This window comes from Saprospiraceae bacterium, from assembly GCA_016715965.1.
Classification (GTDB): Bacteria; Bacteroidota; Bacteroidia; order Chitinophagales; family Saprospiraceae; genus Vicinibacter.
The window spans coordinates 933,970-956,080 of record JADJXG010000001.1; the positions used below are offsets into that span (position 1 = coordinate 933,970).

Here is a 22,111-nt window from a genome sequence, read left to right on the forward strand (position 1 = left end):
TTCTTCAAATTGACCAAACCTCAAAATTTAACATTTTAATAAGTCCACAAAGACCAAATTGCTTTTATAAACACAAATTATAATTACCTTCGCAGGATATTAATCAGTCAACCAATAAAAACAATTTTTATGATTAAAAATCTACTCTCAATGGTAATTTTACTGATGATCCCAAGTTTGGGTTTCAATCAGACCGTTTATTATGTCAATGCCACTGCCACCGGTGCAAACAATGGTACCAGCTGGGCCAACGCATTCACTTCGCTGGATCAGGCACTTGCCATCGCTTTTGTCGGAGAAGAAATCTGGCTTGCCAAAGGGGTTTACACACCTGCCAGTAAGACCTCATCCTTTCAACTGGTCAGTGGAGTCACCATCTATGGTGGATTTGACGGGACGGAAACAAATAGAGAGGACAGGGATCCTTCTAAAAATCCAAGCATTCTTTCCGGTGATCTGAATGGAGATGACAATCCCACAGACGTCACTGCCAATCGGTCAGACAACGCCATTCATGTCATTCTGGTGCCTAACGGGGTAATCGAAGCTGGTTTGGATGGACTCGTGATTTCCGGAGGTCAGACCGAAGGGCTTTCCGGCATCAACGATGCAAGGAGAGGCGGAGGTATTCTGGCTTATGGCTCAGTCAATATTCACAATTGCATTTTTCGGTCCAACTACGGATATTTTGGTGGAGCCTTTTATCCAAGAGATGTCCAGGCCAGATTTAACGTGACTGATTGTATTTTTTCAAACAATTTGGGTGATCTCGGTGGAGCCATTTATACTTTAGGTGCTTCGAGTGGCCTTATTCAAAATTGTAAATTTGAATCCAATGTCACCAGAAATTCTGGTTCAGCCCTTTACATTCAGCAGTCACCGGTGATTGTGAGTGGTTGCAGTTTTACAGACAATGAATTGCGCGCAACCGGCAACAATGTAGGCGGCGCTATTTTTCTCAATGCTGCTCCGGCCAGCATTGAAAATTGCGAATTTATAGGCAACTCTGTAACTGCCAACGGAACCAGTGGAGCAAGAGGAGGTGCGATGTGGATTGTTTCGAGCAATGCCCAGATCAATGGATGTACATTTGTTGGGAATTCTGCCAGCAACTCCGGCGGGGCTATTCATGTGACCGGATTCAACGCCACCACAAAATTCACCCTTTGTATTTTTGAAAACAATTCTTCTACTTTTGGCGGAGCCATCACCAATTACAATTCTGGGACTAATCCGGCTAGCTTCTTAAAAGTGGAATTCGACCAATGCAGTTTTAAAGACAATACGGCAGGAACCTCCGGAGGCGGTATTTCCAATGGCTTTAAAACCCAGGCAAGGGTGACCAACACCCTGTTTGAAGGCAACACAGCCCGATTTGGAGGTGCGGTTTTTGCGCAAAATGATTCCACGGATTTGTATTATGCGGATTGCGAATTCAGAAACAACCAAGCGACTAGTTCCGGTGGGGCTTTTAATTCCAGTGTTGGCAATCGATCAACGGTCCTTCGCTGTCTTTTTGAAGCAAATTCGGGTAGTATCGGAGGTGCCATGCACGTGAGCGAGGACACGGTAGATAGAACCAATCTCATCTTAAGTCAAAGCAATTTTAATTTCAATTCTGCTACCATGCAGGGAGCTGCAATCAATTTTCAAAATGCAGATGCAACTCTCACCAACAATGTCTTCTCCAATAATTTTATCCTGGAAGGCACAGGTGCGGGGGGAGCGCTTTCTATTAATTGTGTAAATGGCGATCAGACCTTGGTCAAACTTATCAACAATACCCTGGTCAACAACGAAGCCCCAACAGGGACAGGCATTGGTGCTTATACAGACGAAAACACCGTTGTCAAAATTCAGTTGTTAAACAACATCTTTGTACATCCTACGGGGCCTTCTCTGGCGGTGGAGGCAGGCTTACCGGAGTTTGAGAGTCTGGGTGGTAATTTGGATTCAGAACAAAACAGTTACTTAAACCAGAGTTCAGATCAAAATGGCAAGGATCCATTGTTTGTGGACATAAATCTTGACAATTACCGATTGAAAGCAGGAAGTCCGTGCATCAATGCCGGAGTTAACTTACCGGAAGCTCCAAAAATCGATATCGAAGGAAGAAACCGCGATCAAATGCCTGACATTGGATGCCATGAGTTTGGAGGATCGATCAACACCCACAATCCATTGACACAAGGCTCATGGTGGATCTATCCATCGGCCGACCCCAATAAAATGGTCCTTGGACTGGATTACGAGTGGCATGGTGAATTTCAGATCCAGATCACAGATGCAGAGGGAAAACAGCTCCAAACTTCTGAGTTCTACAAAACCCAAGATCAACAGGAATTTGAAATCCAAATGACCCATACCGTCAAAGGAGTAAATTTCATCCGCTTACAAAAAGGCCAAGTCCAAAGCACGAAATCTATTGTAAAGTAAATTTGATATAAATCACTTAAGGAGCCCGGATAATCGCAATATCCGGGCTTTTTTATGGCTTCTGATAACACGCGATGATATTTCTGTTTGATCAATTAAACCCAGAATACCTTCAAATACGTCCTTCCACTGGCAATTAATCAACTATGGAATTGGTCAAACATCGTTTTGTTTGCTCCCTTCCTCAACAAGTTAGAACATTCATTCACATGGCGAAATGGCTGAAACCTGATGGTCATGGTAAAATCTTGAAGAAATGTATCGCTATTAGACTATTTTAAGCCTCAGGTCAAACCAAATGACAATTCTGGGATTATTTTTAAATTGTTTGTAGGTCAATCGGACAGATAATATGATCTTTGCGCGCTGATTCAAACCCAGATTGCATGGCCATTCAACAAGAAGACAGTTTTAAGAAAATCACCTCTCACTGCAAGGAGTATGGATTCATTTTTCAGAGTTCTGAGATCTACGATGGTCTGAGTGCGGTTTATGATTATGGGCCTTATGGCGCTGAATTAAAGAACAATATAAAATCCTATTGGTGGAAAAGCATGGTACAAATGCAAGACCACATTACCGGGATAGATTCAGCCATCTTTATGCATCCCAAAACCTGGAAGGCTTCAGGGCATGTCGATGCATTCAATGACCCTTTGGTGGACAACAAAGATTCAAAAAAAAGATACAGGGCAGATCAATTGATAGAAGACGCCATCGAAAAAATTATTCTGAAGGCAGAAAAAGAAGTTGAAAAAGCGCGCGCAAGGTTTGGTGAAAATTTTGATGAAGCCTTGTACCGCAGCACCAACCCGAGGGTGAGTGAATACATAGCAAGGGCGCAGTCCCTAAATGAAAAGCTCAACCATGCAATGACTTCCAACAACATGGAAGAACTTAAAAATCTCATTGACGAACTTGAGATTGCAGACCCTGATTCAGGATCACGCAATTGGACGGAAGTGAGACAATTTAATTTAATGTTCAATACCCAATTGGGTAACATCGCAGGTGAAGAAGGCAAATTGTATCTGCGTCCTGAAACTGCCCAGGGCATATTTGTCAATTTTTTAAATGTGCAAAAGACCACCCGTCAAAAAATTCCTTTTGGAATTGCTCAAATTGGCAAAGCCTTTAGAAATGAAATTGTGGCGCGACAATTTATTTTCCGAATGAGGGAGTTCGAACAAATGGAAATGCAATTTTTTGTCAAGCCGGGTGAAGAAATGCAATGGTATGAGTACTGGAAAGACTATCGCATGAGCTGGCACAAAGCGCTTGGTACTCCTCATCAGAAATTGAAATTTCACAACCATGAAAACCTGGCACATTATGCCAATGCAGCGGTGGATATTCAATTTGAATTTCCATTTGGTTTTCGGGAATTGGAAGGAATTCACTCCCGTACGGATTTTGATCTGAGAAGCCATCAGGAATTATCGGGAAAAAAATTGCAATATTTTGATCCGGAACTAAATGAAAACTATACGCCTTATGTGGTAGAAACCAGCATTGGACTGGATCGAATGTTTTTAGCAATGATGAGTTTGGCTTACACGGAAGAGAATGTTCCTGATGCTGATGGACAGGAGTCTCAAAGGGTGGTCTTGAAATTACATCCTGTACTTGCACCGGTCAAATGTGCCATTCTGCCTCTTGTAAAAAACAAACCTGAACTGGTGGAGCTCGCCAAAAAAATCCACCAGCAGCTCAAACCATTGTTTATGTGTCAGTATGACGAAAAGGATGCCATTGGAAGAAGATACCGCAGACAGGATGCCATAGGTACTCCTTTTTGTGTCACCATTGATTTCGAAAGTCTAGAAGATGGCAAGGTCACTTTAAGAGATCGGGATACCCTGGAGCAAACCAGAATATCCATTGATCAAATAGGACAAACGGTGCAAGAAAAAACGGGATGGCAGCTGGTTTTTTAAAGATAAAATATTAATACCAGGCATCTTTTAAATGTTTTATTTCATGGCCGTAGGGTTCATGAAGAATCACAGACAAGAGGTCAAACCTGATTTCCCATTCATGGCCAATTAGTTCCATATAACGATTGGCTAAATCATTGAGCATCCAAAGTTTGCGTTCATTGACAAAATCCTCAGGGTTTCCAAAATAGGGATAGGTTCTTGTCTTCACTTCCACAAACACCAAAATCTCACCATCCTTGGCAATGATATCTGCCTCGGCGCGGCTCCATCGCCAATTTCTCTCCAGAATTTTGTAACCAAGAGATAGCAGATAATCCGCCGCCAATTCCTCACCCTTGTTTCCTCTTTCTTTTAAAATTGCCAATTCTTGCTAATTTTGCATCCTTCAATAAATAACAACACAGTAATGCTAAAAATGATCGAGCAATTTCCAGACACTTTGGTCAGCGGAATTCGCATTGCTCAGGATTTTAATGCCCTATTTAATAAGGATAACATAGAGAACATTTATGTATCCGGAATGGGTGGTTCCGGCATCGGTGCGGAATTTGTCTATTCGTTTGTGAAAGATGAATTAAAAATACCTTTTGCCGTCGGTAAATCGTATGATTTGCCGGCATGGGTAAATCAAAACACCCTGCTTATTCTTTCTTCTTATTCCGGCAATACTGAAGAAACCATCGAAGTACTCAAAAAAGGAATCCACCAATCCGCCAAAGTGGTTGTGATTTCTTCCGGAGGCACAATGATGCGCCTAGCCATTGAAAACAATCTTTCATTTGTAAAATTGCCCTCAGATTGGAGTTCTCCCAGAGCATGTCTTGGCTTTTCGATTGCAGCTCAGTTGGGAGTTCTATTCAAAATTGGTTTGATTTCAGAGAAAAAATGGGCAGAACTTTTGGAATGTGCAGATTTTATCAAGACTGAGTCCAGCCAGATTCAAGAAAAATCAAAAAAATTGGCTGAATCTCTGTTCGGCAAAATGATTGTCATCTATAGTTCTGAAAGAATAGAACCGGTGGCCCTGAGGTTTAGACAACAAATCAATGAAAATGCCAAAAGACTTTGTTGGCATCATGTGGTTCCTGAAATGAACCACAACGAATTGGTAGGATGGAGAAAATCAGATGATGAGCTGGCCGTTTTATTTTTATTAAATTCCGATGATTCGGATAGAATTTCTCAGAGGATGGACTTGACAAAAGATGTTGTTTCCCACTTTGCAGGTTCAGTGATCAGTTTGTTTTCCAAGGGAAAAAATACAATAGAGCGCAGTCTCTATTTGGTCCATTTGCTGGATTATGCCAGTGTTCATTTGGCATTTTTAAATGGGGTAGATCCGGTTGAGGTAAAGGTAATTGATTTTCTCAAATCAGAATTAGCAGCTGCCAAGGACTAATTGGTTCTATTTTTCTTGGGTTTTCTTTTGTCTGATTTCTTAGGTTTTCCCTTCGAATACATTTTTTGTTTTTTATCCCACAGGCCTGAATTTGGCTTTTTCTTAGGATTGCCCTTTTTGTCCAACTCGGTATGGTACTCTTCGGTAGGACAACCATATCCTCTGTTGCAGGAACTGAGGACTGCAACGGCCAAAATTAAAAAAAGAAAATACCGGAAAGAGAATCTCTGAAAAAGGTACATTATTCGGGCAAATTATTGATTTTCAAACGCAAAGCTATATATTTTTATGATGTCTGCAGAACATGAATTTTGAAAGTATCAATAAAAACAGGGGTTTGGAGCGATTTTTTTTATTAAAAAAACGAACATATTAAAAAAATGTATATCTTTGCATCATTATTAAAATACAAAAATCATCAAAAATGAACAAAGGAGATTTGATCAACAATGTAGCAAAATCTGCTGATTGTACGAAAGTACAGGCTGCTACTGCGGTAGACACTGTATTTGAGTCTATCGAAAAAGCTTTGAAAAAAGGAGATAGAGTTACCCTTGTAGGATTTGGAACTTTCTCTGTATCAGTCAGAAAAGCAAGAGAAGGAAGAAATCCGGCCACCGGTAAAACCATCAAAATTCCTAAGAAAAAAGTGGTTCGCTTTAAATCCGGTAAAGGATTGTCTGAAAAGTTGAATTAATTTTTTTAAGAAATCAAAAAAAGCCTCTCCGAAATCCAATTTGGAGGGGCTTTTTGCGTTAATTGTCCCTGATAAATGGGGCTCTCCCGCTAAAAGTTAAAAATCCAAACCCACATTTTATGACTAATTTTGGCCGTTCTAATAAAATCACCATGATGAAATCTAGCATTTTTTACATCTTATCTATTTGGTTTTCAATAAATAGCATTGTTTTTTCACAGTCCAACGACCCCGTTTTATTCACCATTCAAAATCAACCCGTCAAAGTTTCTGAATTTGAATACATCTATACTAAAAACAATGGTAAAGAGGCTGATTTTTCAAAAGCATCCTTGGAAGAATACCTGAATCTTTATATAAAATTTAAACTAAAGGTCCAGGCAGCCCGAGACATGAAGTTGGACACGATCCCCACTTTGATTAAAGAATTAGAAGGATATCGGCAACAACTCACTACCAATTATCTCAACGATAAAGAGGTCACGGATAAATTGGCAAAAGAAGTCTACGAAAGACAAAAGAAAGATCTAAAAATCAGTCATATTTTATTTAGTTTGAACAACAGCGCGACGCCTTCTGATACACTTAAGGCTTATGAAGCTGCCATGCAGGCATACCGCGAAATCATGAAATCAAAAGAATGGGATGCGGCTGTTAAAAAATATTCCAATGATCTAAATACAGCCCAGCAAGGTGGTTCTCTCGGCTGGGTTACCGCTATGTTACCGGATGGATTTTTCCATTTTGAAAACACCATCTATCAATTGAAAAAAGGAGAGATTTCCTACCCTGTAAGGTCCAGATTGGGTTTTCACCTGATCAGATTGGATGATATCAGACCAGCCCGCAGAAAAATGGAGGCTGCCCATATTCTTTTTAGAAAGAGCATCAAAGGAAAACCAGACATCCTTGCCAAAGGGAAAGTGGACAGTGCTTATCAAGTCCTCAGTAAAGGTGGAAATTTTGAGGAACTCGCCAGACTTCTCAGTGAAGACAAAACCACAAGCATGACGGGTGGCACGATCGGTTATTTTGGAATCAATCAATATGAATCCAGTTTTGAAGATGCTGCTTTTGCTTTAGAAAGAGACGGACAGGTTTCTGCCCCGGTGGAAACGAGCATTGGCTGGCATCTGATCAAGCGACTGAAAAGAGAAGAAGAATTGCCCTACGAAAGAGCCAAGAAGAAAATACAATCAGACATCAGCCGCGATAGCAGATTCAAAGAGGCGCAGGGAAGTTTGATTGGAAAAATAAAGGCAGAAGCCGGATACTCTGAAAATGCGGCTGCTCTGGATCGATTTGCTGCGGCAATGGATACCAATTTTTTTACCTACAAATGGAAAGCGCCAGAATTTGAAAAACAAGAAGAACTTGGTGCGATTGGGAATATTAAAATGACCAATACTGAATTTGCAGAATTCGTTAAATCAAATACAAGATTGAGGGTACAGGGCTCTGATGATCAGGATGTCAAGCAGGCAATCAGAAAGTTGTTTGATGAAATGGTTGCCCAAAAATGCCTTCAATATGAAGAAGGAAGACTGGAAGATAAATATCCTGAATTCAAATCCCTCATGAGAGAATACCGGGAGGGAATACTCTTGTTTGAAGCGACCAAAAATGTGGTCTGGGATAGAGCAGCTGAAGACAGCTTGGGATTGAGAATGTTTTATGAAAAAAACAAATCGAAGTACCAATGGGATGAAAGAGCAATCGTTTATTATGTGGCTATAGATACTCCAGATAACAAAATCGTGGGTAAAATTCAAAAATACATGCAAAAGAAAACAGTATCTGCGGGTCTGGATAAATTTGATCAAAAAAGAGAATTCATCTCTTTTCAGAAATCCACTGTAGAGAAAAAGAACAAGGAAACTTACGAAGGACTGGAATTTAAGAAAGCTTCCATGACAGGTTTAAATAAAAATGCATCCGGGAAAGGCTATCATTTTAAAAAAATCGAACAAATTCTACCACCCAGTACAAAAACCCTCGATGAAGCAAGAGGATTTATCATTGCGGATTATCAGGATTATCTTGAGGCACTTTGGGTGGACGAATTAAAAGCAAAATATCCGGTCAATGTAAATCAGGAAACTCTAAATGCGCTGGTAAAAATGTAATCCAATGAGATTCTACCTGTCATTTTTTTTTCTTTTTTCCTTTGCCTGTTTATTGCAAAATTGCAATGAAAAAACAGGTAATGAAAAAGAAGGAAGTGATTTTGAAGAGCCTGTACTTGCAGAGTTTGATGAACAAAAATTAAAATTGGGTCAAATTTCAGCTCTGTTTCCAGCCTTTGAAAATGAAGAAGACAGCATTCGATTTCTCTCCCAATATGTTGAAAAATGGTTAAAGGATTTGTCCTATTTAGAGAAAGCTAAGAAAGAATTGACGACTTCTCCGGAAATTGAAAGTCTGGTAGAAGATTATAAAAATTCACTGCTTCTCAATGCTTATGAAGAAAAAATCATTGCAACATCTTTAGACACTCAGGTTACCGAAAAGGAAATATTAGATTATTACAACCAAAACAAAGGAGAATATAAACTGGATGAAACCATCCTGAGATTGCTATATGTTAAAATACCAAAGTCTGCTTATGATAGCAAAGTATTCTCACCCTTGTGGAATAAACCAGATGGTCAAAATTTTAATGAGCTTCAAAAGTATTGTCAGAATAATGCGGAATTTTTTATCCTTCAATCGGATAAATGGTATAAATGGAATGACATAAATGACTTGTTGCCCACAAAGTTTATCAGTCAGAGCAGCATATTTACCGGAATGCAGAGGGAATTTGCAGATTTTAAATACCATTATTTGATCAAAATTAAAGAAGTGGTAAGGCCAAACGAACAACCGCCCATTTCATATTTTAGCATGAAGGCAGAAAAATCGATTCTGCACGACAGAAGTAAACAACTCATAGAGAAAGAAAAGACCCTTCAATACGAAAATATGCTCAATCAAAAAAGGGCCAGGCAACACATCAAATAAAATAAGTAAACCAGTAAAATAAAATAAATGCATGGTATCGTGAAACAATTGATGAAGATGAAAACATGGCTGGTGCTATTTTCAATGATCCAGATGAGCTATGCACAAAATCCAATTACTGTGGATAAGATCATTGCAAAAGTAGGCGGTGAAATAATTCTGTATTCAGATTGGAGAGATCAAATAGCATATATTTCAGAAAGACAAGGATCTATTTCTGAAGAAGAGCATTGTGAGGTTCTTGAAAATTTATTGTTTCAGAAATTTATGGTGCATCAGGCAAAGTTGGACAGTGTTGCTGTTCTGGATGAGGAGATCGAACAACAACTCTCTGCCAGAATCGATCAAATCCTGCAATACATGAACAACGATGTTTCAAAATTTGAAGAATATTATGGCCAAAGCATTGAGCAGGTAAGGAGCCGCTTCAGAGATGATTTAAAAAATCAAATGCTGAGTGAAAGACTCCAAAACAAAGTATTGGGTAATATTACGGTAACACCCAATGAAGTTCAGGAATTTTTTAGCAAAATTCCAAAAGACAGCATTCCATATTTTAGTTCTGAAGTTGAAATTTCAGAAATCATTTACAAGCCGAAGGCAAATCCAGATGAGATAAAGAATGCCAAAGAAAAACTAGAAAAAATTCTTGCAAGAATTAAAGCGGGAGAGGATTTTGAAAAATTGGCGAAAATACATTCAGACGATGTCGGCTCTGCCAAATCCGGTGGAAATTTGGGATGGATGAAGAGAGGGTCATTGGTACCACAGTTTGAAGCCGTGGCCTTTGGACTTGAAAAAGACAGCATCTCCGATATTGTTGAAACAGAATTTGGATATCACATCATTCAATTGCTGGGACGTAGAGGAAACAATATCAATACCAGACACATCCTGGTCAAGGTGCGATATACAGAAACAGATTACACCAAAGCAAATCAATATCTGGACAGCATCCGCTCCGTCATACTTCGCGACAGCATTCCCTTCGAAACAGCCGTAAGAAATTACAGTGACAAGAATTCCGAAACCTACAACAATGGAGGTCAAATATTAAATCCAAAAACAGGAAATGCCTATTTTGAAGTAGCAGACCTTGATCCTGATATTTATTTCGCCACCGATGGCTTAAAACCAGGTGAGTTGTCCAAAGTCATCGCATCTAATGAACCCGATGGTAAAAAAGTATTCAGGATCGTAAAGCTGGTTTCAAGAAGTACACCACATCGAGCAAACTTGCAGCAAGATTATCACAAAATCCAAACTGCAGCCAAAGAGATGAAAAAGAACGAACATTTTAGAATTTGGCTGGAACAAAAAATTCCGAGTGTGTATTCTTACATTGAGCCAACGATTAAAACAAATTGCCCCAATCTTCAAAATTGGGGTAATCCCAACTAGGCCATTGTTCGTTCCAATGGATTCGCAAAGATTCATACCTTTGCCATTTCTTAGAATGGTCCCGTAGTTCAACGGATAGAATGGAAGTTTCCGGAACTTCAGATAGTGGTTCGATTCCACTCGGGACTACTTTATCAATTAAAGTCTGCAGGAAGCCATTGTACCAAAAAATGGAAACACAACTCTGATATAAATATCTCAACGTGAGACATACAATGTTTGGAATTATTTAACCAAGAATAGATCCAATATAATACCCTGATCTAAATACATGAGTCCTTTTGAAGCACAGGCCTCAGAACCTTCTTCATCGGATCGATTTATATCAGACCTATTAGAAATCGATCTCTATCCATTAAATGATTCAGTCTTTATTGGTACTCTGACCCTTATCCTTATGCAATTGCATATTTCCCATGGCAAGCATTTGTCTCAGGGTTCTATCCATATTCTCCAAACTGCCATCCAAGAAAATGACATTGCCATTGCCGTGTTCTGCAAAGTTTTTAATGGCCTCTGTCCACATACTAAACATGATCAAATTGGCATCCAGGTTTGAATCTTCCATCAATTTAGCGGCGTTGCTCATTCCCTTTGCAATTTCTTCTCTGAAGGAAGCAATTCCCTGACCTCTTAATTGGGCCGCCAGTCTTTCAGATTCCGCCTCAATTTTTATGGCATTGCCATCCGCTTCAGCAGCTTTTGTTTTTGTAATCAACAAGGCTTGTCCTTCATTTTCAGCCGCTGCCTTCAAATTATGCGAAGCAACCACTTTGGCCATGGATCTCATGACTTCTTCATCAAAAGTGATGTCATTGATTTGTAAATCGATCAGATGATAACCCCAATCCTCTAAAGTTTTATCCAGATTCTCTTTGACGTTCTCGACAATTTCCCTGCGCAAAACCAAAACTTCACTTTGTCTTTTGGTGGCGACAAACGCCCGCACAGAACCTTCGATCGATCTGATCAATGCCTGCATAAAATTGCGATCGTCCAAAAACTTGAAGGCAACATTTTTAATGGTGTTCTCCTCCTGATTTAAAACGGAATACAGAAGCATGGCCGTAAAATTGACCGTTGCCTGATCCACCGTCACTGCCTGAAAACCGAGTTCAACGCTTCGGTTTTGAATGGAAATTCTTCTGTGAATCACTTCAATCAGTGGAATTTTTACGTTGAGTCCCGGCGAAAGCAATCTCCTGTATTTTCCAAATACGGTGATCACAGCGACCGTACCTTGTTTGACGGTAACCAATGAAAAAAATAAAACGATGATAAAAAGTGAAAATAAAATCAGTGTAACCGGATCCATATTTTTAATTGTTTAAATTGATTTAACACAAATATTTTCCTTCGATGGGCAATCTACGGCCCAATCCAAAAGCTTTGGAAGAAACTCGCAAAACAGGTGGTGACTGATGCCTTTTAAATTCTGCCATATTCACAAGTCTCAATGATTTGATCACCACCTCTTCCTGATATCCCATGGCCACGATTTCTTCAGGTCCCTTTTTGTTTTCAATGTACTGAAACAATATTGGATCCAGAATAGAATAATCCGGTAAGGAATCACTGTCTTTCTGTCCAGGTCTTAATTCTGCAGAAGGAGCTTTCTGAATGGAGTTCAGAGGAATTCTGATTTTATTTCTGTTGACATGATTGGCAAGTTGATACACTTCCGTTTTGTACACATCCGCCAGGACTGCGATTCCACCACAAAGATCCCCATACAAAGTACCGTAACCTACAGCCATTTCACTTTTGTTGGTGGTGTTCAACAAGATGTATTTGAATTTATTGGAAAAAGCCATGAGCAACATGCCTCTGATTCTGGCTTGAATATTCTCTTCCGTCACATCTTCCTTCAATCCTTCAAACCAGGTCGAAAGGCTTGACTTAAAAGATTCATAATGATCTTTTATTGGAATTATTTCATGCGAAATTCCCAGATTACGCACCAATTCCAAGGCATCATCCAGGGAGCCTCTGGAAGAATAGGGTGAGGGCATCAACAAACCCTTTACATTTTCAGGACCCAGGGCATCGGCCGCGAGTACTGCGGTCAAAGCGGAATCGATTCCACCTGATAATCCAAGAATGGCCTTTTTGAAACCCAATTTGTGAAAATATTCGCGAATGCCCATCACCAGAGCCCTGTACATTAGATCTGTTTTATCCTTGGGCTGTTCTGATTTTTTACCTCCTTTCACAACATCTTCCAAATCGTAGGTGCGAAGGCAGGCTTCAAAATAAGGCATTTCATCATAGCATTGACCATCTGGAGACATAACTACACTACCCCCATCAAAAAGAATCTCTGTTTGCCCACCATAATTATTGACATAAAACATTGGAATCTTGTATTGTTCCACATTGGCTTTAATCGTGTGTATTCGATTGGCCGGATGATCAAAACTAAATGGGGAGGCGGAAAGATTTAAAATAAAATCCGGATTCTGATTGATGACATGGTCCAAAGGACAAATGCTGTACATGGGATTGTTGTTGCCCAGATTCCAAATATCTTCACAAATGGTAATGGCAATTTTCTTCCCTTTGAAATGCACCAGACTAAATTCTCTGGCGGGTTCAAAATAGCGATATTCATCAAAAATATCATAATTTGGCAACAGCGCTTTATGGGCCAGCATCTGGATTTTTCCATTTGCTAAAAAAAAAGCAGAATTGTACAAATCCTTGCCTTCTAGGTTGGGATTGACGGTAGGTGCCCCGACCACAATGGCCAAATTATGGCTTAGGTCACAAAGATTTTTAACCACTTCCATGGATTTTCTGATAAAATCTCTGAATTCCAAAAAATCCCTTGGTGGGTATCCACAAGTTGCCAACTCGCTAAAACAAATCAGATCTGATTCTTCCTTCAAGGCAGTCAGGATTGCATCTTTCATGAGTTGCAAATTGCCATCAAAATCACCTATTCTGAAATTGAGTTGGGCCAAGGTAATTCGCATGCCATCGGGTTATACTGGCAAAGATAGTCAAACGGAATTATAAGCAGCTATCTAAAAAATATCGCAACCATCGAACCATTTCTATTGATAAGAATAAAATTATCCCTGCTTATTATAGCAAACAATCGCGCGCAAGGAGTTAATTTTGGGCCTGCTCTATGGAAGGATTTTTAGTATCAGCCAGAAAATACAGACCTCTCAAGTGGTCTGATGTCATCGGTCAGGAACATATTTCCCGGACCCTTAAAAACGCATTGTCCAAATCACAGGTCGCTCATGCCTTTTTGTTTACAGGACCCAGAGGCGTGGGAAAGACCACCTGCGCAAGAATTCTGGCCAGGGTATTGAACTGTGAAAATCCGTCAGCAGATTGGGAGTCATGCAATGAATGTGTGACATGCAAAGCTTTTCAAGAGAATAACTCATTCAACATCATTGAACTGGATGCAGCATCCAACAATGGAGTGGACGATATGCGTTCGCTGGTGGAGCAAGTGAGGTATCAACCCCAATATGGTAAATACAAGATTTACATCATTGATGAGGTGCACATGTTGACCACGGCCGCTTTCAATGCATTTCTTAAAACCCTTGAAGAGCCACCCCCTTATGCCAAATTTATTCTGGCGACTACCGAAAAGCACAAGATCATTCCAACCATCTTAAGCAGATGTCAGGTTTATGACTTCAGGAGAATCCAAGTCAAAGACATCATCGCGCAACTTCTAAAAATTTGTGAAACAGAGGGTATTACTGCGGAAACCGAGGCGCTTTATCTGATCGCGCAAAAAGCAGATGGGGCCATGAGGGATGCTCTATCCATTTTTGACAGAATGACAAGCTTTGGTGGTAAAACATTGAGTTATCAGGATGTGCTGGATAATCTGAATGTTCTGGATCAGGATTATTTTTTCCGATTTTATGATGCATTTATTGGTGAAAACACAAACCAGGCATTGCTTTTGTTTGATGAGATTCTCAGGCTTGGTTTTGACCCTGAAGTATTGCTGGAAGGACTCGGCTCCCATGCGCGAAATCTGCTTGTTTGTCAGGACGATCAACTGATGACCCTTTACGATGGCAGTGAAGAATCCAAACAGCGGCTTTTCGAACAGGGAAAAATTTGCAATGATTCTTTTTTAATGACTTGTCTTGGGATGATCAATGAAGCAGAGATCAATCTCAGCCTTTCCCGCAACAAAAGATTACATATTGAAATATTGCTGGCCAGGATTTGTCAAATGCAGCGTTTCGAAAAAATCGAAGTAAACCCAATTCCTGCCTTTGACCTTGAAAAAAAAACTCATGATCCCAACCATGGTGTAGTTCAAGAGCCTTTGCCTCCTTTGTCTTCAAGCATTTCGACCATCCAGGAAAGCAATTCTACTCCAACAACACCTCCAAAGATTGAGCATGGTCAAAAAACAAATCAAAATAAAGATACTTCCTCTCTCGGACTCATTCCAAAACTGGGTAGCATCCATCAATTAAAAGAAAAGATAGCCAAAGAAGAAAAAGAAAAAGCAGAAAACAAAAAAGAATTCAATGCTGAAAACGTCGATATTTTTTGGCAAAATTGCATTTCAGAACAAAAATCAAGTTCGCTACTTGTCTATATGAAACAAGCGAAAGTAATGACAGATCAACTGTCCATTCGATTTTTGGTAGGATCTGTTTTGTCACAGGAAGCCCTGCGAAAAGAAATTCAGCTGGAGCAAAAAATCAGCGATTTTTTTAAAGAGAAAGACATCAAGGTATCGGTGGAAATCGATCCTGAAATGGCTCAAAGAGAAGAAATGACCAAGCCTAAAAAATTGCTTACTGCCAAAGAAAAACTGGAGCTGATGGTCAATGCAAATCCCCTGGTTGAAGAAACGATCAAAATGTTTGAACTTAGATTGGATGAGGACTAATCTGGATGTCAACATTTTCATTTTTTCATAACCTTTATTTTAAAATGGTAGCTGTATTAGAAAAAACAAATTCATTTTGAATGCATCAAGTTTCGTTGTATTGTAAACCATTTGAGCAATTAAGTCCTTCAGAATTGTACAAAATCCTTCAACTAAGGACACAGGTTTTTGTAATTGAGCAAAATTGCATTTATCTGGATTTGGATGACAAAGATCAATTATCATCCCATGTATGGCTTGCCGGGAAGGATGGTCAAATATTGGCATACGGACGCGTGATCCCTCCCGGGGTTTCTTATGAAGAATATGCATCTATCGGTAGAATTGCATCTGCTTTACCCACCAGAAGAGAGGGCTGGGGTCGCAAAATTTGTAAGGAATGCCTTAGTGAAACTGAAAAACAGTTTCCCGGAATTCCCATAAAAATTTCTGCACAATCGTATTTGATACCTTTTTATGAGTCTTTTGGATTTGTTGCAAAAGGGGAAGATTATTTGGAGGACAATATACCACATCGCGCCATGGTCAGAAAATCTTTGCCGCCATCTGTCGGATAGCAAATTAATATTTAATATATTCAACCTTGATTTTCAAGATTTCATAACTTTTTATTAGCTTTGCGCTCAATATGTCATTCAAGGGTCGAATATTAATTACCGGTGCTGCCGGCTTTATTGGATCACATCTGTGTGATCGCTTTTTAGCTGAAGGCTACCAAGTGGTGGGGATGGATAATTTGCTAACCGGAAATCTCGATAACATCGATCACTTGTTCAAAGAAAAAGCTTTTGAGTTTTACCACCACGATGTGAGTAAGTTTGTTTTTGTACCCGGGCATTTGGACTATATTTTGCATTTTGCATCTCCGGCATCCCCCATCGATTATTTAAAAATGCCCATCCAAACTCTTAAGGTAGGTTCTTTGGGCACCCACAATTTATTGGGTTTGGCAAAAGGAAAATCAGCCAGAATTCTTATAGCATCTACTTCGGAAGTATATGGTGATCCTTTGGAGCATCCACAAAAAGAATCCTATTGGGGAAATGTAAATCCCATTGGTCCAAGAGGCGTGTACGATGAGGCGAAAAGATTTCAAGAAGCAATTACCATGGCATATCATCGATACCATGGACTTCAGGTTAGAATTGTCAGAATATTTAATACGTACGGACCAAGAATGCGGGTTGAAGATGGAAGAGTCCTTCCCGCTTTTTTCTCCCAGGCAATCAAAGGTGAAGGTTTAACTGTTTTTGGTGATGGAAGTCAGACAAGATCCTTTTGTTATGTGGACGACTTGGTAGAAGGTATTGTCAGATTGCTTTTTAGCAATTATCATTTGCCCGTTAATCTTGGAAATCCACAGGAAATCACCGTATTGGATTTTGCCAAAGAAATTATCCAATTGGTTGGAAATCCAAAAGCCCACATTGTTTATCAATCACTCCCGGAAGACGATCCGAAGCAAAGGCAACCCGACATCAGCCTTGCGAAAAATATCCTTGGATGGGCCCCCAAGTTTGATAGAAAGGAAGGTTTGCGTTTGACTTACGAATATTTTAAAAAAGTTGTACAAGCGAAATGAATCAAAATATTGAAAAAAGAATTCTGATTACTGGTGGTGCCGGTTTTATAGGTTCCCATCTGGTAAGAAGATTGGTCCATCAATATCCAATGTACAAGATAATCAATTTGGATGCCCTCACCTATGCAGGAAATCTTGCCAATTTGAAAGACATTGAATCAAATTCCAATTACAAGTTTATTTTGGGAGATATAAGGGATATTGGTTTTATCAAAAACGTTTATCTCAAAGAAGGCATCACTGATATCATACATCTTGCGGCAGAATCTCATGTTGATCGCTCCATCTCTGATCCATCCTCTTTTGTCCAAACCAATGTATTGGGTACAGCCAATTTGCTGATCGCTTCCATCGATGCCTGGAAGGAGAACTATCCTGCACATAGATTTCATCATGTGAGCACAGACGAAGTTTTTGGCTCTTTGGGTCCTGAAGGTAAATTTACAGAAACAACTCCATACGATCCCCGCTCGCCTTATTCCGCCTCAAAAGCCGGATCAGATCATCTGGTAAGGGCTTTTGGTCACACCTTTGGTCTAAATACAGTCATTACCAACTGTTCCAATAATTATGGGCCGAATCAATTTCCAGAAAAATTAATGCCTCTCATCATTAGAAACATTATTTTATCAAAACCACTTCCGGTCTATGGCAAAGGCGAAAACATCCGCGATTGGTTGTGGGTAGAAGATCACACCGAAGCCATCGATCTTGTTTTTCACAAAGGTATTTCTGGACAGACTTACAATATCGGAGGTAACTCAGAAATGAAAAATATTGACATTGTAATGACTTTGTGTGAATTGGGCGATGAACTGCTCCAAAGAGTTCCCGGAACTTCAAAACAGCTTATTCAATTTGTCAATGACCGACCTGGCCATGACATGAGATACGCCATTGACATCTCAAAAATAAAAAATCAACTAGGCTGGAATCCAAAAATAGAAATAAAACTTGGGCTTCGAAAAACTTTTCTATGGTACCTGAACAACAATGATTGGTTGGATTCGGTCACAAGTGGTGACTATATGGAATTTTATAAAAAACATTACTCAATTTAAATTTTCGTTCATGAAAACATGGATGATTTTGCTGTTTTTTCTCCCATTCATACCAGTTGTACCCAATTTTGCACAAGGTATTCCAATGAATTCTCTGGAACAAAAAGCCATCGCCAGACTAAATGAAAAAGGAATATCGCTGGATGAATTCAAAGAAAGATTATTGTCCAAAGGATTGGATTATGAGCAATTATCAAAACTTGATCCAAGCGAATTTCAAAATTATGAGCAAGAAATTAATCAAGTGATTCTTGAACTTGAATCGGAACACAAGCTGATTGAAAAGCGCAAAGCTCCTTCCGCCATCGCTCAAAAACCGATAGATCCTGTTGAGTCAAGTGAGCTAAGTAAAAGTGAAAAAAAAGAAGTCGGGTCCAATGTTAGAAAGGACAGCATCATTTTTCAGGACAGTATTTCAAAAATTTGGGGTCATCACTTATTTCATCCTGTAAACGATGCAAATTTCATACATGCTACCAATGAAAAGGTGCCGGATCACTATATCCTCGGTCCAGGTGACAAGGTAACGATCAACATTTGGGGAATCAGTCAGCTCAATGAGGTGTATGAGATAGGTCAGGATGGTTACATCAATCCTACCAGAATGCCAAGACTATTTTTAAAAGGCTTGAATCTTGAAAAAGCCAAAAAAGTGGCTGCTTCCGGATTCAGAAATTTTTACCAGTTTAAGGACAACCAATTTGATTTGAGTTTAAATGCATCCCGCGTGATACAGGTCAACATCATTGGAGAAGTGAAAAAACCGGGTGCCTATAATTTGTTGGCAAAAAATCATGCGGTCAACGCACTTTTTAAAGCCGGTGGGATTAGTCACATAGGATCCGTAAGGAATATAAAAATACTTAGGAAAGGTAAAGAAATTCATTTGGATTTGTACAAATATCTGACCGATCCATCCGTAGAAAAAGATTTTTACTTAGAGGAAAATGACTACATTTTGGTGCCTGTGATATCAAAGATTGTCGGGATCATGGGTGCGGTTAACAGACCTGCTTACTATGAATTAAAGAAAGAGGAAGACCTTGTTCAATTGATTCAATTGTCGGGTGGTTTGAAGGAAAATGCGGTCAAAAAATCCATGCAAATTGACAGGTTTGATCTGGATAAAAAGATCCGTTTGGAGGCTCCATATTCTGAGATAATAAGCTTGAACAAAAAATTTCCGTTGGTACATGGCGATCTCATAACTGTTGCAGAAATTAAAAATTTGACCGAAAATTATGTGAAAGTAAGTGGCGCTGTCAGGGCTGAAATGTCATTTGGTTTTCAAAATGGCTGGAAAGTCTCTGACCTTTTAGCGAAAATTGAACCAACTTCACAAGCAGATTTTAAGAATAGTTATCTCCTCAGATACAATCCCGACAATTCTGTTTTCCTTATACCTGTTAGACTGGAGGAAATCAGAGATGGCAAATCTGCATTTGATGTTACGCTCAAATCCGGTGATGAGTTGGTTTTGAAAAAATTGGAAGAATTCACTGACAAAAGTTTTGTCCATACATCCGGCGCCATTCGAAATCCGGGAAAATATGACATTGACGCCAATGGATTAACGACGGTAAATGATTTACTGACCTTATCCGGTGGAATAAAAGATAATGCATGGAAATATGCCTATTTGTTCAGAGTGGATTCTGTCAATAGAACCAGATCAGAAATTATAAGAATCGATCTGCAAAAATTGAATCAAAAAGATCAAAATCCAATCCTGCACAAGTTTGACTCATTGGTAGTTTTAACAGAAGAAGGGTTCAGCTTAAATGCCTTTGTAGACATTTCCGGTGCGGTCAAGAAACCCGGAAGGTACAAATTTGCCAAAGGAATGTCGAGCTTTGATCTCATATCCTTGGCACAAGGATTTACTTACGATGCAGCACCCAGAAACATTGAAATTTTCAGAGTCATCATGACCGATGGAAGTCCCACCAAAACAATGGTGATTAACTCACAAACCGAAAGAAACCTATCAAATCCTTCCACCGGGACAATATTAGAACCTTTTGATTTTGTGGTAGTGAGAAGTCAACCACTTTTTACCTTCCAAAATATGATCAGGATAGATGGAGAAGTGCTCTTTCCGGGTGAATATGCATTGCTGAAGCCCAATGAAAAAGTCAGCGATGTCATCCGGAGAGCAGGAGGACTTACGCCAGAAGCATTTACCCAGGGCGCCACACTTTTTAGAACTGAAGAGGAAACCGGCTATGTAGTCATGGACATGGATCATGCCCTCGAAAATTATATGTCCAGATACAATTTTATTTTAAAAAATGGAGATGTGATTTCAATACCCAAGCAAAAAGATCTGGTGAGAATCGCAGGTGAAACCAATGTCCGTAATTTTTATCCCGACAAAATGATTGCATCTGACCAATCGATTGCTGTCGCGTACCACCAAAATAAAAGAGCCAAATACTATATCAACAAATATGGAGCAGGTGTCAATGAACAGGGTGATCTCAATAGAATAACCGTCGAACATGCCAATGGAAGAGTAGAGAAAACAAGAAAGTTCCTCTTCGTAAGATTTACACCAAGGGTGCACAAAGGTTCTGTCATACTGGTGGGTCCTAAACCCATTAAAAAGGAAAAGGCAAGAAAAGAAAAAAATGAAGCCGTCGATTGGGAAAAAGTATTGACCAAAACATTGACAGCCACAACAGCCATCTTTACCATGGTTTTGACTTACAATAGTATTGTAAAATAATTCTATAAGATTCTCAAACTATTTTTTCAATCTCCCTCAGAGATGTTTGAAAATAATCCCCGCTTAGAACAGGTCCGTGGTGGTATTTTCGATACCAGGTCAATTGCCGCTTTGCATAATTTCTGGTGTGCTGTTTTATTTTAACAATGGCTTCATCCAAGGTCCATTCACCTTTTAGGTGCTTTATTATTTCAGAATATCCCACCGTATTCATGGAGGAATGGTTCCAGTATTTCTCTAGTCGTGAAGTCTCGTCCAATAATCCCCGGTCGATCATCATCTCCACCCGTTTGTTGATTCTTTCATAAAGGAGTTCTCTCTTCTGTTCCATCAAAAAATGTACAATATTGAAATCCGGGGTGACCGTCTTTGCTTTTAAAAAACTGGAAAATGTTCTACCCGTGGAATGAATCACGGACAAAGCCCTGATCAAACGCTGTGGATTTCTCAAATCTACTTTGGCAGCATATTCAGGATCCAATTTTTGCAATTCATCCGAGAGATGACCCACACCTTCCACTTTCATTCTTTCATTCAAATGAAATAGGACTGAGGAATCAATTTCAGGAAAGGGATCCAAACCCTCCATCAAAGCCTTCACATAAAATCCTGTCCCTCCGGTCAGGAAAACAAGATCATTTTTTTGAAACAATTCCTTCAGTATTCCATTGGCATCGGTCAGGTATTGTCCGACACTGTATTTGCATTCAATACCGACGTGGCCAATTAAATAATGCGGAACTCTCTCCAACATCCATGGGTCCGGTTTGGCAGTGCCTATGTCCAGCCTTTGGTAGACCTGACGACTATCAGCAGAAACAATGGAGGTTTGAAATTTGGAAGCCAACTCAAAAGCCAGTTGTGATTTGCCGGACGCTGTTGGCCCAGAAAGAATAATCAGGGTTTTAGACATTGATAAAAACAACCAAAGCTTTTATTTCAATTCACTTAAGTCAGAGCAAAATTAGTGTAATTT

At 39.5% G+C, this 22,111-nt stretch carries 17 protein-coding genes and 1 tRNA gene; 13 read left to right on the top strand and 5 right to left on the bottom strand.

The window, feature by feature from the left end; all coding sequences use genetic code 11:
• Positions 1–129: 129 nt before the first annotated feature.
• A complete protein-coding gene (locus IPM48_03295) occupies positions 130–2,436 on the top strand; it encodes a hypothetical protein (protein MBK9270600.1) in 2,307 nt (768 codons plus the stop codon).
• Positions 2,437–2,822: 386 nt separating this feature from the next.
• Positions 2,823–4,373, top strand: coding sequence for a glycine--tRNA ligase (locus tag IPM48_03300; GenBank protein ID MBK9270601.1), 1,551 nt, complete (start codon positions 2,823–2,825; stop codon positions 4,371–4,373).
• A gap of 10 nt (positions 4,374–4,383) precedes the next feature.
• On the opposite strand, the gene IPM48_03305 is transcribed toward IPM48_03300, so the two are convergent.
• On the bottom strand, positions 4,384–4,740 hold the full coding sequence (locus IPM48_03305; GenBank protein ID MBK9270602.1) for a YraN family protein: 357 nt from the start codon (positions 4,738–4,740) through the stop codon (positions 4,384–4,386).
• A gap of 51 nt (positions 4,741–4,791) precedes the next feature.
• On the opposite strand from IPM48_03305, the gene IPM48_03310 reads away from it, so the two are divergent.
• Positions 4,792–5,775, top strand: coding sequence for a bifunctional phosphoglucose/phosphomannose isomerase (locus IPM48_03310; GenBank protein MBK9270603.1), 984 nt, complete (start codon positions 4,792–4,794; stop codon positions 5,773–5,775).
• Here the strand turns inward: IPM48_03310 and IPM48_03315 are convergent.
• A complete protein-coding gene (locus tag IPM48_03315) occupies positions 5,772–6,017 on the bottom strand; it encodes a hypothetical protein (protein MBK9270604.1) in 246 nt (81 codons plus the stop codon). The genes IPM48_03310 and IPM48_03315 overlap by 4 nt on opposite strands.
• Positions 6,018–6,199: 182 nt before the next feature.
• On the opposite strand from IPM48_03315, the gene IPM48_03320 reads away from it, so the two are divergent.
• The 5 genes from IPM48_03320 to IPM48_03340 all read left to right on the top strand — a co-directional run bounded on the left by IPM48_03320 (position 6,200) and on the right by IPM48_03340 (position 11,005).
• The gene (locus IPM48_03320) at positions 6,200–6,472 is read left to right on the top strand and encodes an HU family DNA-binding protein (GenBank protein MBK9270605.1); all 273 of its coding nucleotides are present in this window, start codon (positions 6,200–6,202) and stop codon (positions 6,470–6,472) included.
• A gap of 155 nt (positions 6,473–6,627) precedes the next feature.
• Positions 6,628–8,598: a peptidylprolyl isomerase gene (locus IPM48_03325; GenBank protein MBK9270606.1), complete on the top strand. Its 1,971-nt coding sequence runs from the start codon at positions 6,628–6,630 to the stop codon at positions 8,596–8,598.
• A gap of 4 nt (positions 8,599–8,602) precedes the next feature.
• Positions 8,603–9,475 (top strand): hypothetical protein, encoded by an 873-nt coding sequence (locus IPM48_03330; protein ID MBK9270607.1) that lies wholly within the window; start codon positions 8,603–8,605, stop codon positions 9,473–9,475.
• Positions 9,476–9,514: 39 nt separating this feature from the next.
• A complete protein-coding gene (locus tag IPM48_03335; GenBank protein MBK9270608.1) occupies positions 9,515–10,876 on the top strand; it encodes a peptidylprolyl isomerase in 1,362 nt (453 codons plus the stop codon).
• 57 nt (positions 10,877–10,933) lie between these two features.
• Positions 10,934–11,005, top strand: a tRNA-Arg gene (locus IPM48_03340).
• Between the two features lie 235 nt (positions 11,006–11,240).
• Here the strand turns inward: IPM48_03340 and IPM48_03345 are convergent.
• On the bottom strand, positions 11,241–12,191 hold the full coding sequence (locus tag IPM48_03345; GenBank protein MBK9270609.1) for an SPFH domain-containing protein: 951 nt from the start codon (positions 12,189–12,191) through the stop codon (positions 11,241–11,243).
• Positions 12,192–12,213: 22 nt separating this feature from the next.
• Positions 12,214–13,851, bottom strand: coding sequence for an NAD+ synthase (locus tag IPM48_03350; protein MBK9270610.1), 1,638 nt, complete (start codon positions 13,849–13,851; stop codon positions 12,214–12,216).
• 158 nt (positions 13,852–14,009) lie between these two features.
• On the opposite strand from IPM48_03350, the gene dnaX reads away from it, so the two are divergent.
• From dnaX to IPM48_03375, 5 genes are all read left to right on the top strand, one after another.
• On the top strand, positions 14,010–15,764 hold the full coding sequence (dnaX, locus tag IPM48_03355) for a DNA polymerase III subunit gamma/tau (protein MBK9270611.1): 1,755 nt from the start codon (positions 14,010–14,012) through the stop codon (positions 15,762–15,764).
• Positions 15,765–15,844: 80 nt separating this feature from the next.
• A complete protein-coding gene (locus IPM48_03360; protein ID MBK9270612.1) occupies positions 15,845–16,321 on the top strand; it encodes a GNAT family N-acetyltransferase in 477 nt (158 codons plus the stop codon).
• Between the two features lie 71 nt (positions 16,322–16,392).
• Positions 16,393–17,346: an SDR family oxidoreductase gene (locus IPM48_03365; protein ID MBK9270613.1), complete on the top strand. Its 954-nt coding sequence runs from the start codon at positions 16,393–16,395 to the stop codon at positions 17,344–17,346.
• Entirely contained in the window at positions 17,343–18,407 is a 1,065-nt protein-coding gene (gene rfbB / locus IPM48_03370) for a dTDP-glucose 4,6-dehydratase (GenBank protein ID MBK9270614.1), read from the top strand. Before IPM48_03365 ends, rfbB begins: the two co-directional genes overlap by 4 nt.
• 10 nt (positions 18,408–18,417) lie before the next feature.
• Entirely contained in the window at positions 18,418–21,135 is a 2,718-nt protein-coding gene (locus tag IPM48_03375; protein ID MBK9270615.1) for an SLBB domain-containing protein, read from the top strand.
• 13 nt (positions 21,136–21,148) lie between these two features.
• Here IPM48_03375 and miaA read toward each other — a convergent pair whose 3' ends face one another.
• Complete coding sequence (gene miaA / locus IPM48_03380) at positions 21,149–22,048, bottom strand: tRNA (adenosine(37)-N6)-dimethylallyltransferase MiaA (protein ID MBK9270616.1); 900 nt, start codon at positions 22,046–22,048, stop codon at positions 21,149–21,151.
• Positions 22,049–22,111 lie beyond the last annotated feature (63 nt).

Bases quoted from the DNA above. Each gene is read 5' to 3' on its own strand.
- IPM48_03295 (MBK9270600.1), top strand. From the start codon at position 130: ATGATTAAAAATCTACTCTCAATGGTAATTTTACTGATGATCCCAAGT.
- IPM48_03300 (MBK9270601.1), top strand. From the start codon at position 2,823: ATGGCCATTCAACAAGAAGACAGTTTTAAGAAAATCACCTCTCACTGC.
- IPM48_03310 (MBK9270603.1), top strand. From the start codon at position 4,792: ATGATCGAGCAATTTCCAGACACTTTGGTCAGCGGAATTCGCATTGCT.
- IPM48_03315 (MBK9270604.1), bottom strand. From the start codon at position 6,017: ATGTACCTTTTTCAGAGATTCTCTTTCCGGTATTTTCTTTTTTTAATT.
- IPM48_03320 (MBK9270605.1), top strand. From the start codon at position 6,200: ATGAACAAAGGAGATTTGATCAACAATGTAGCAAAATCTGCTGATTGT.
- IPM48_03325 (MBK9270606.1), top strand. From the start codon at position 6,628: ATGAAATCTAGCATTTTTTACATCTTATCTATTTGGTTTTCAATAAAT.
- IPM48_03330 (MBK9270607.1), top strand. From the start codon at position 8,603: ATGAGATTCTACCTGTCATTTTTTTTTCTTTTTTCCTTTGCCTGTTTA.
- IPM48_03345 (MBK9270609.1), bottom strand. From the start codon at position 12,191: ATGGATCCGGTTACACTGATTTTATTTTCACTTTTTATCATCGTTTTA.
- IPM48_03350 (MBK9270610.1), bottom strand. From the start codon at position 13,851: ATGCGAATTACCTTGGCCCAACTCAATTTCAGAATAGGTGATTTTGAT.
- dnaX (MBK9270611.1), top strand. From the start codon at position 14,010: ATGGAAGGATTTTTAGTATCAGCCAGAAAATACAGACCTCTCAAGTGG.
- IPM48_03360 (MBK9270612.1), top strand. From the start codon at position 15,845: ATGCATCAAGTTTCGTTGTATTGTAAACCATTTGAGCAATTAAGTCCT.
- IPM48_03365 (MBK9270613.1), top strand. From the start codon at position 16,393: ATGTCATTCAAGGGTCGAATATTAATTACCGGTGCTGCCGGCTTTATT.
- rfbB (MBK9270614.1), top strand. From the start codon at position 17,343: ATGAATCAAAATATTGAAAAAAGAATTCTGATTACTGGTGGTGCCGGT.
- IPM48_03375 (MBK9270615.1), top strand. From the start codon at position 18,418: ATGAAAACATGGATGATTTTGCTGTTTTTTCTCCCATTCATACCAGTT.
- miaA (MBK9270616.1), bottom strand. From the start codon at position 22,048: ATGTCTAAAACCCTGATTATTCTTTCTGGGCCAACAGCGTCCGGCAAA.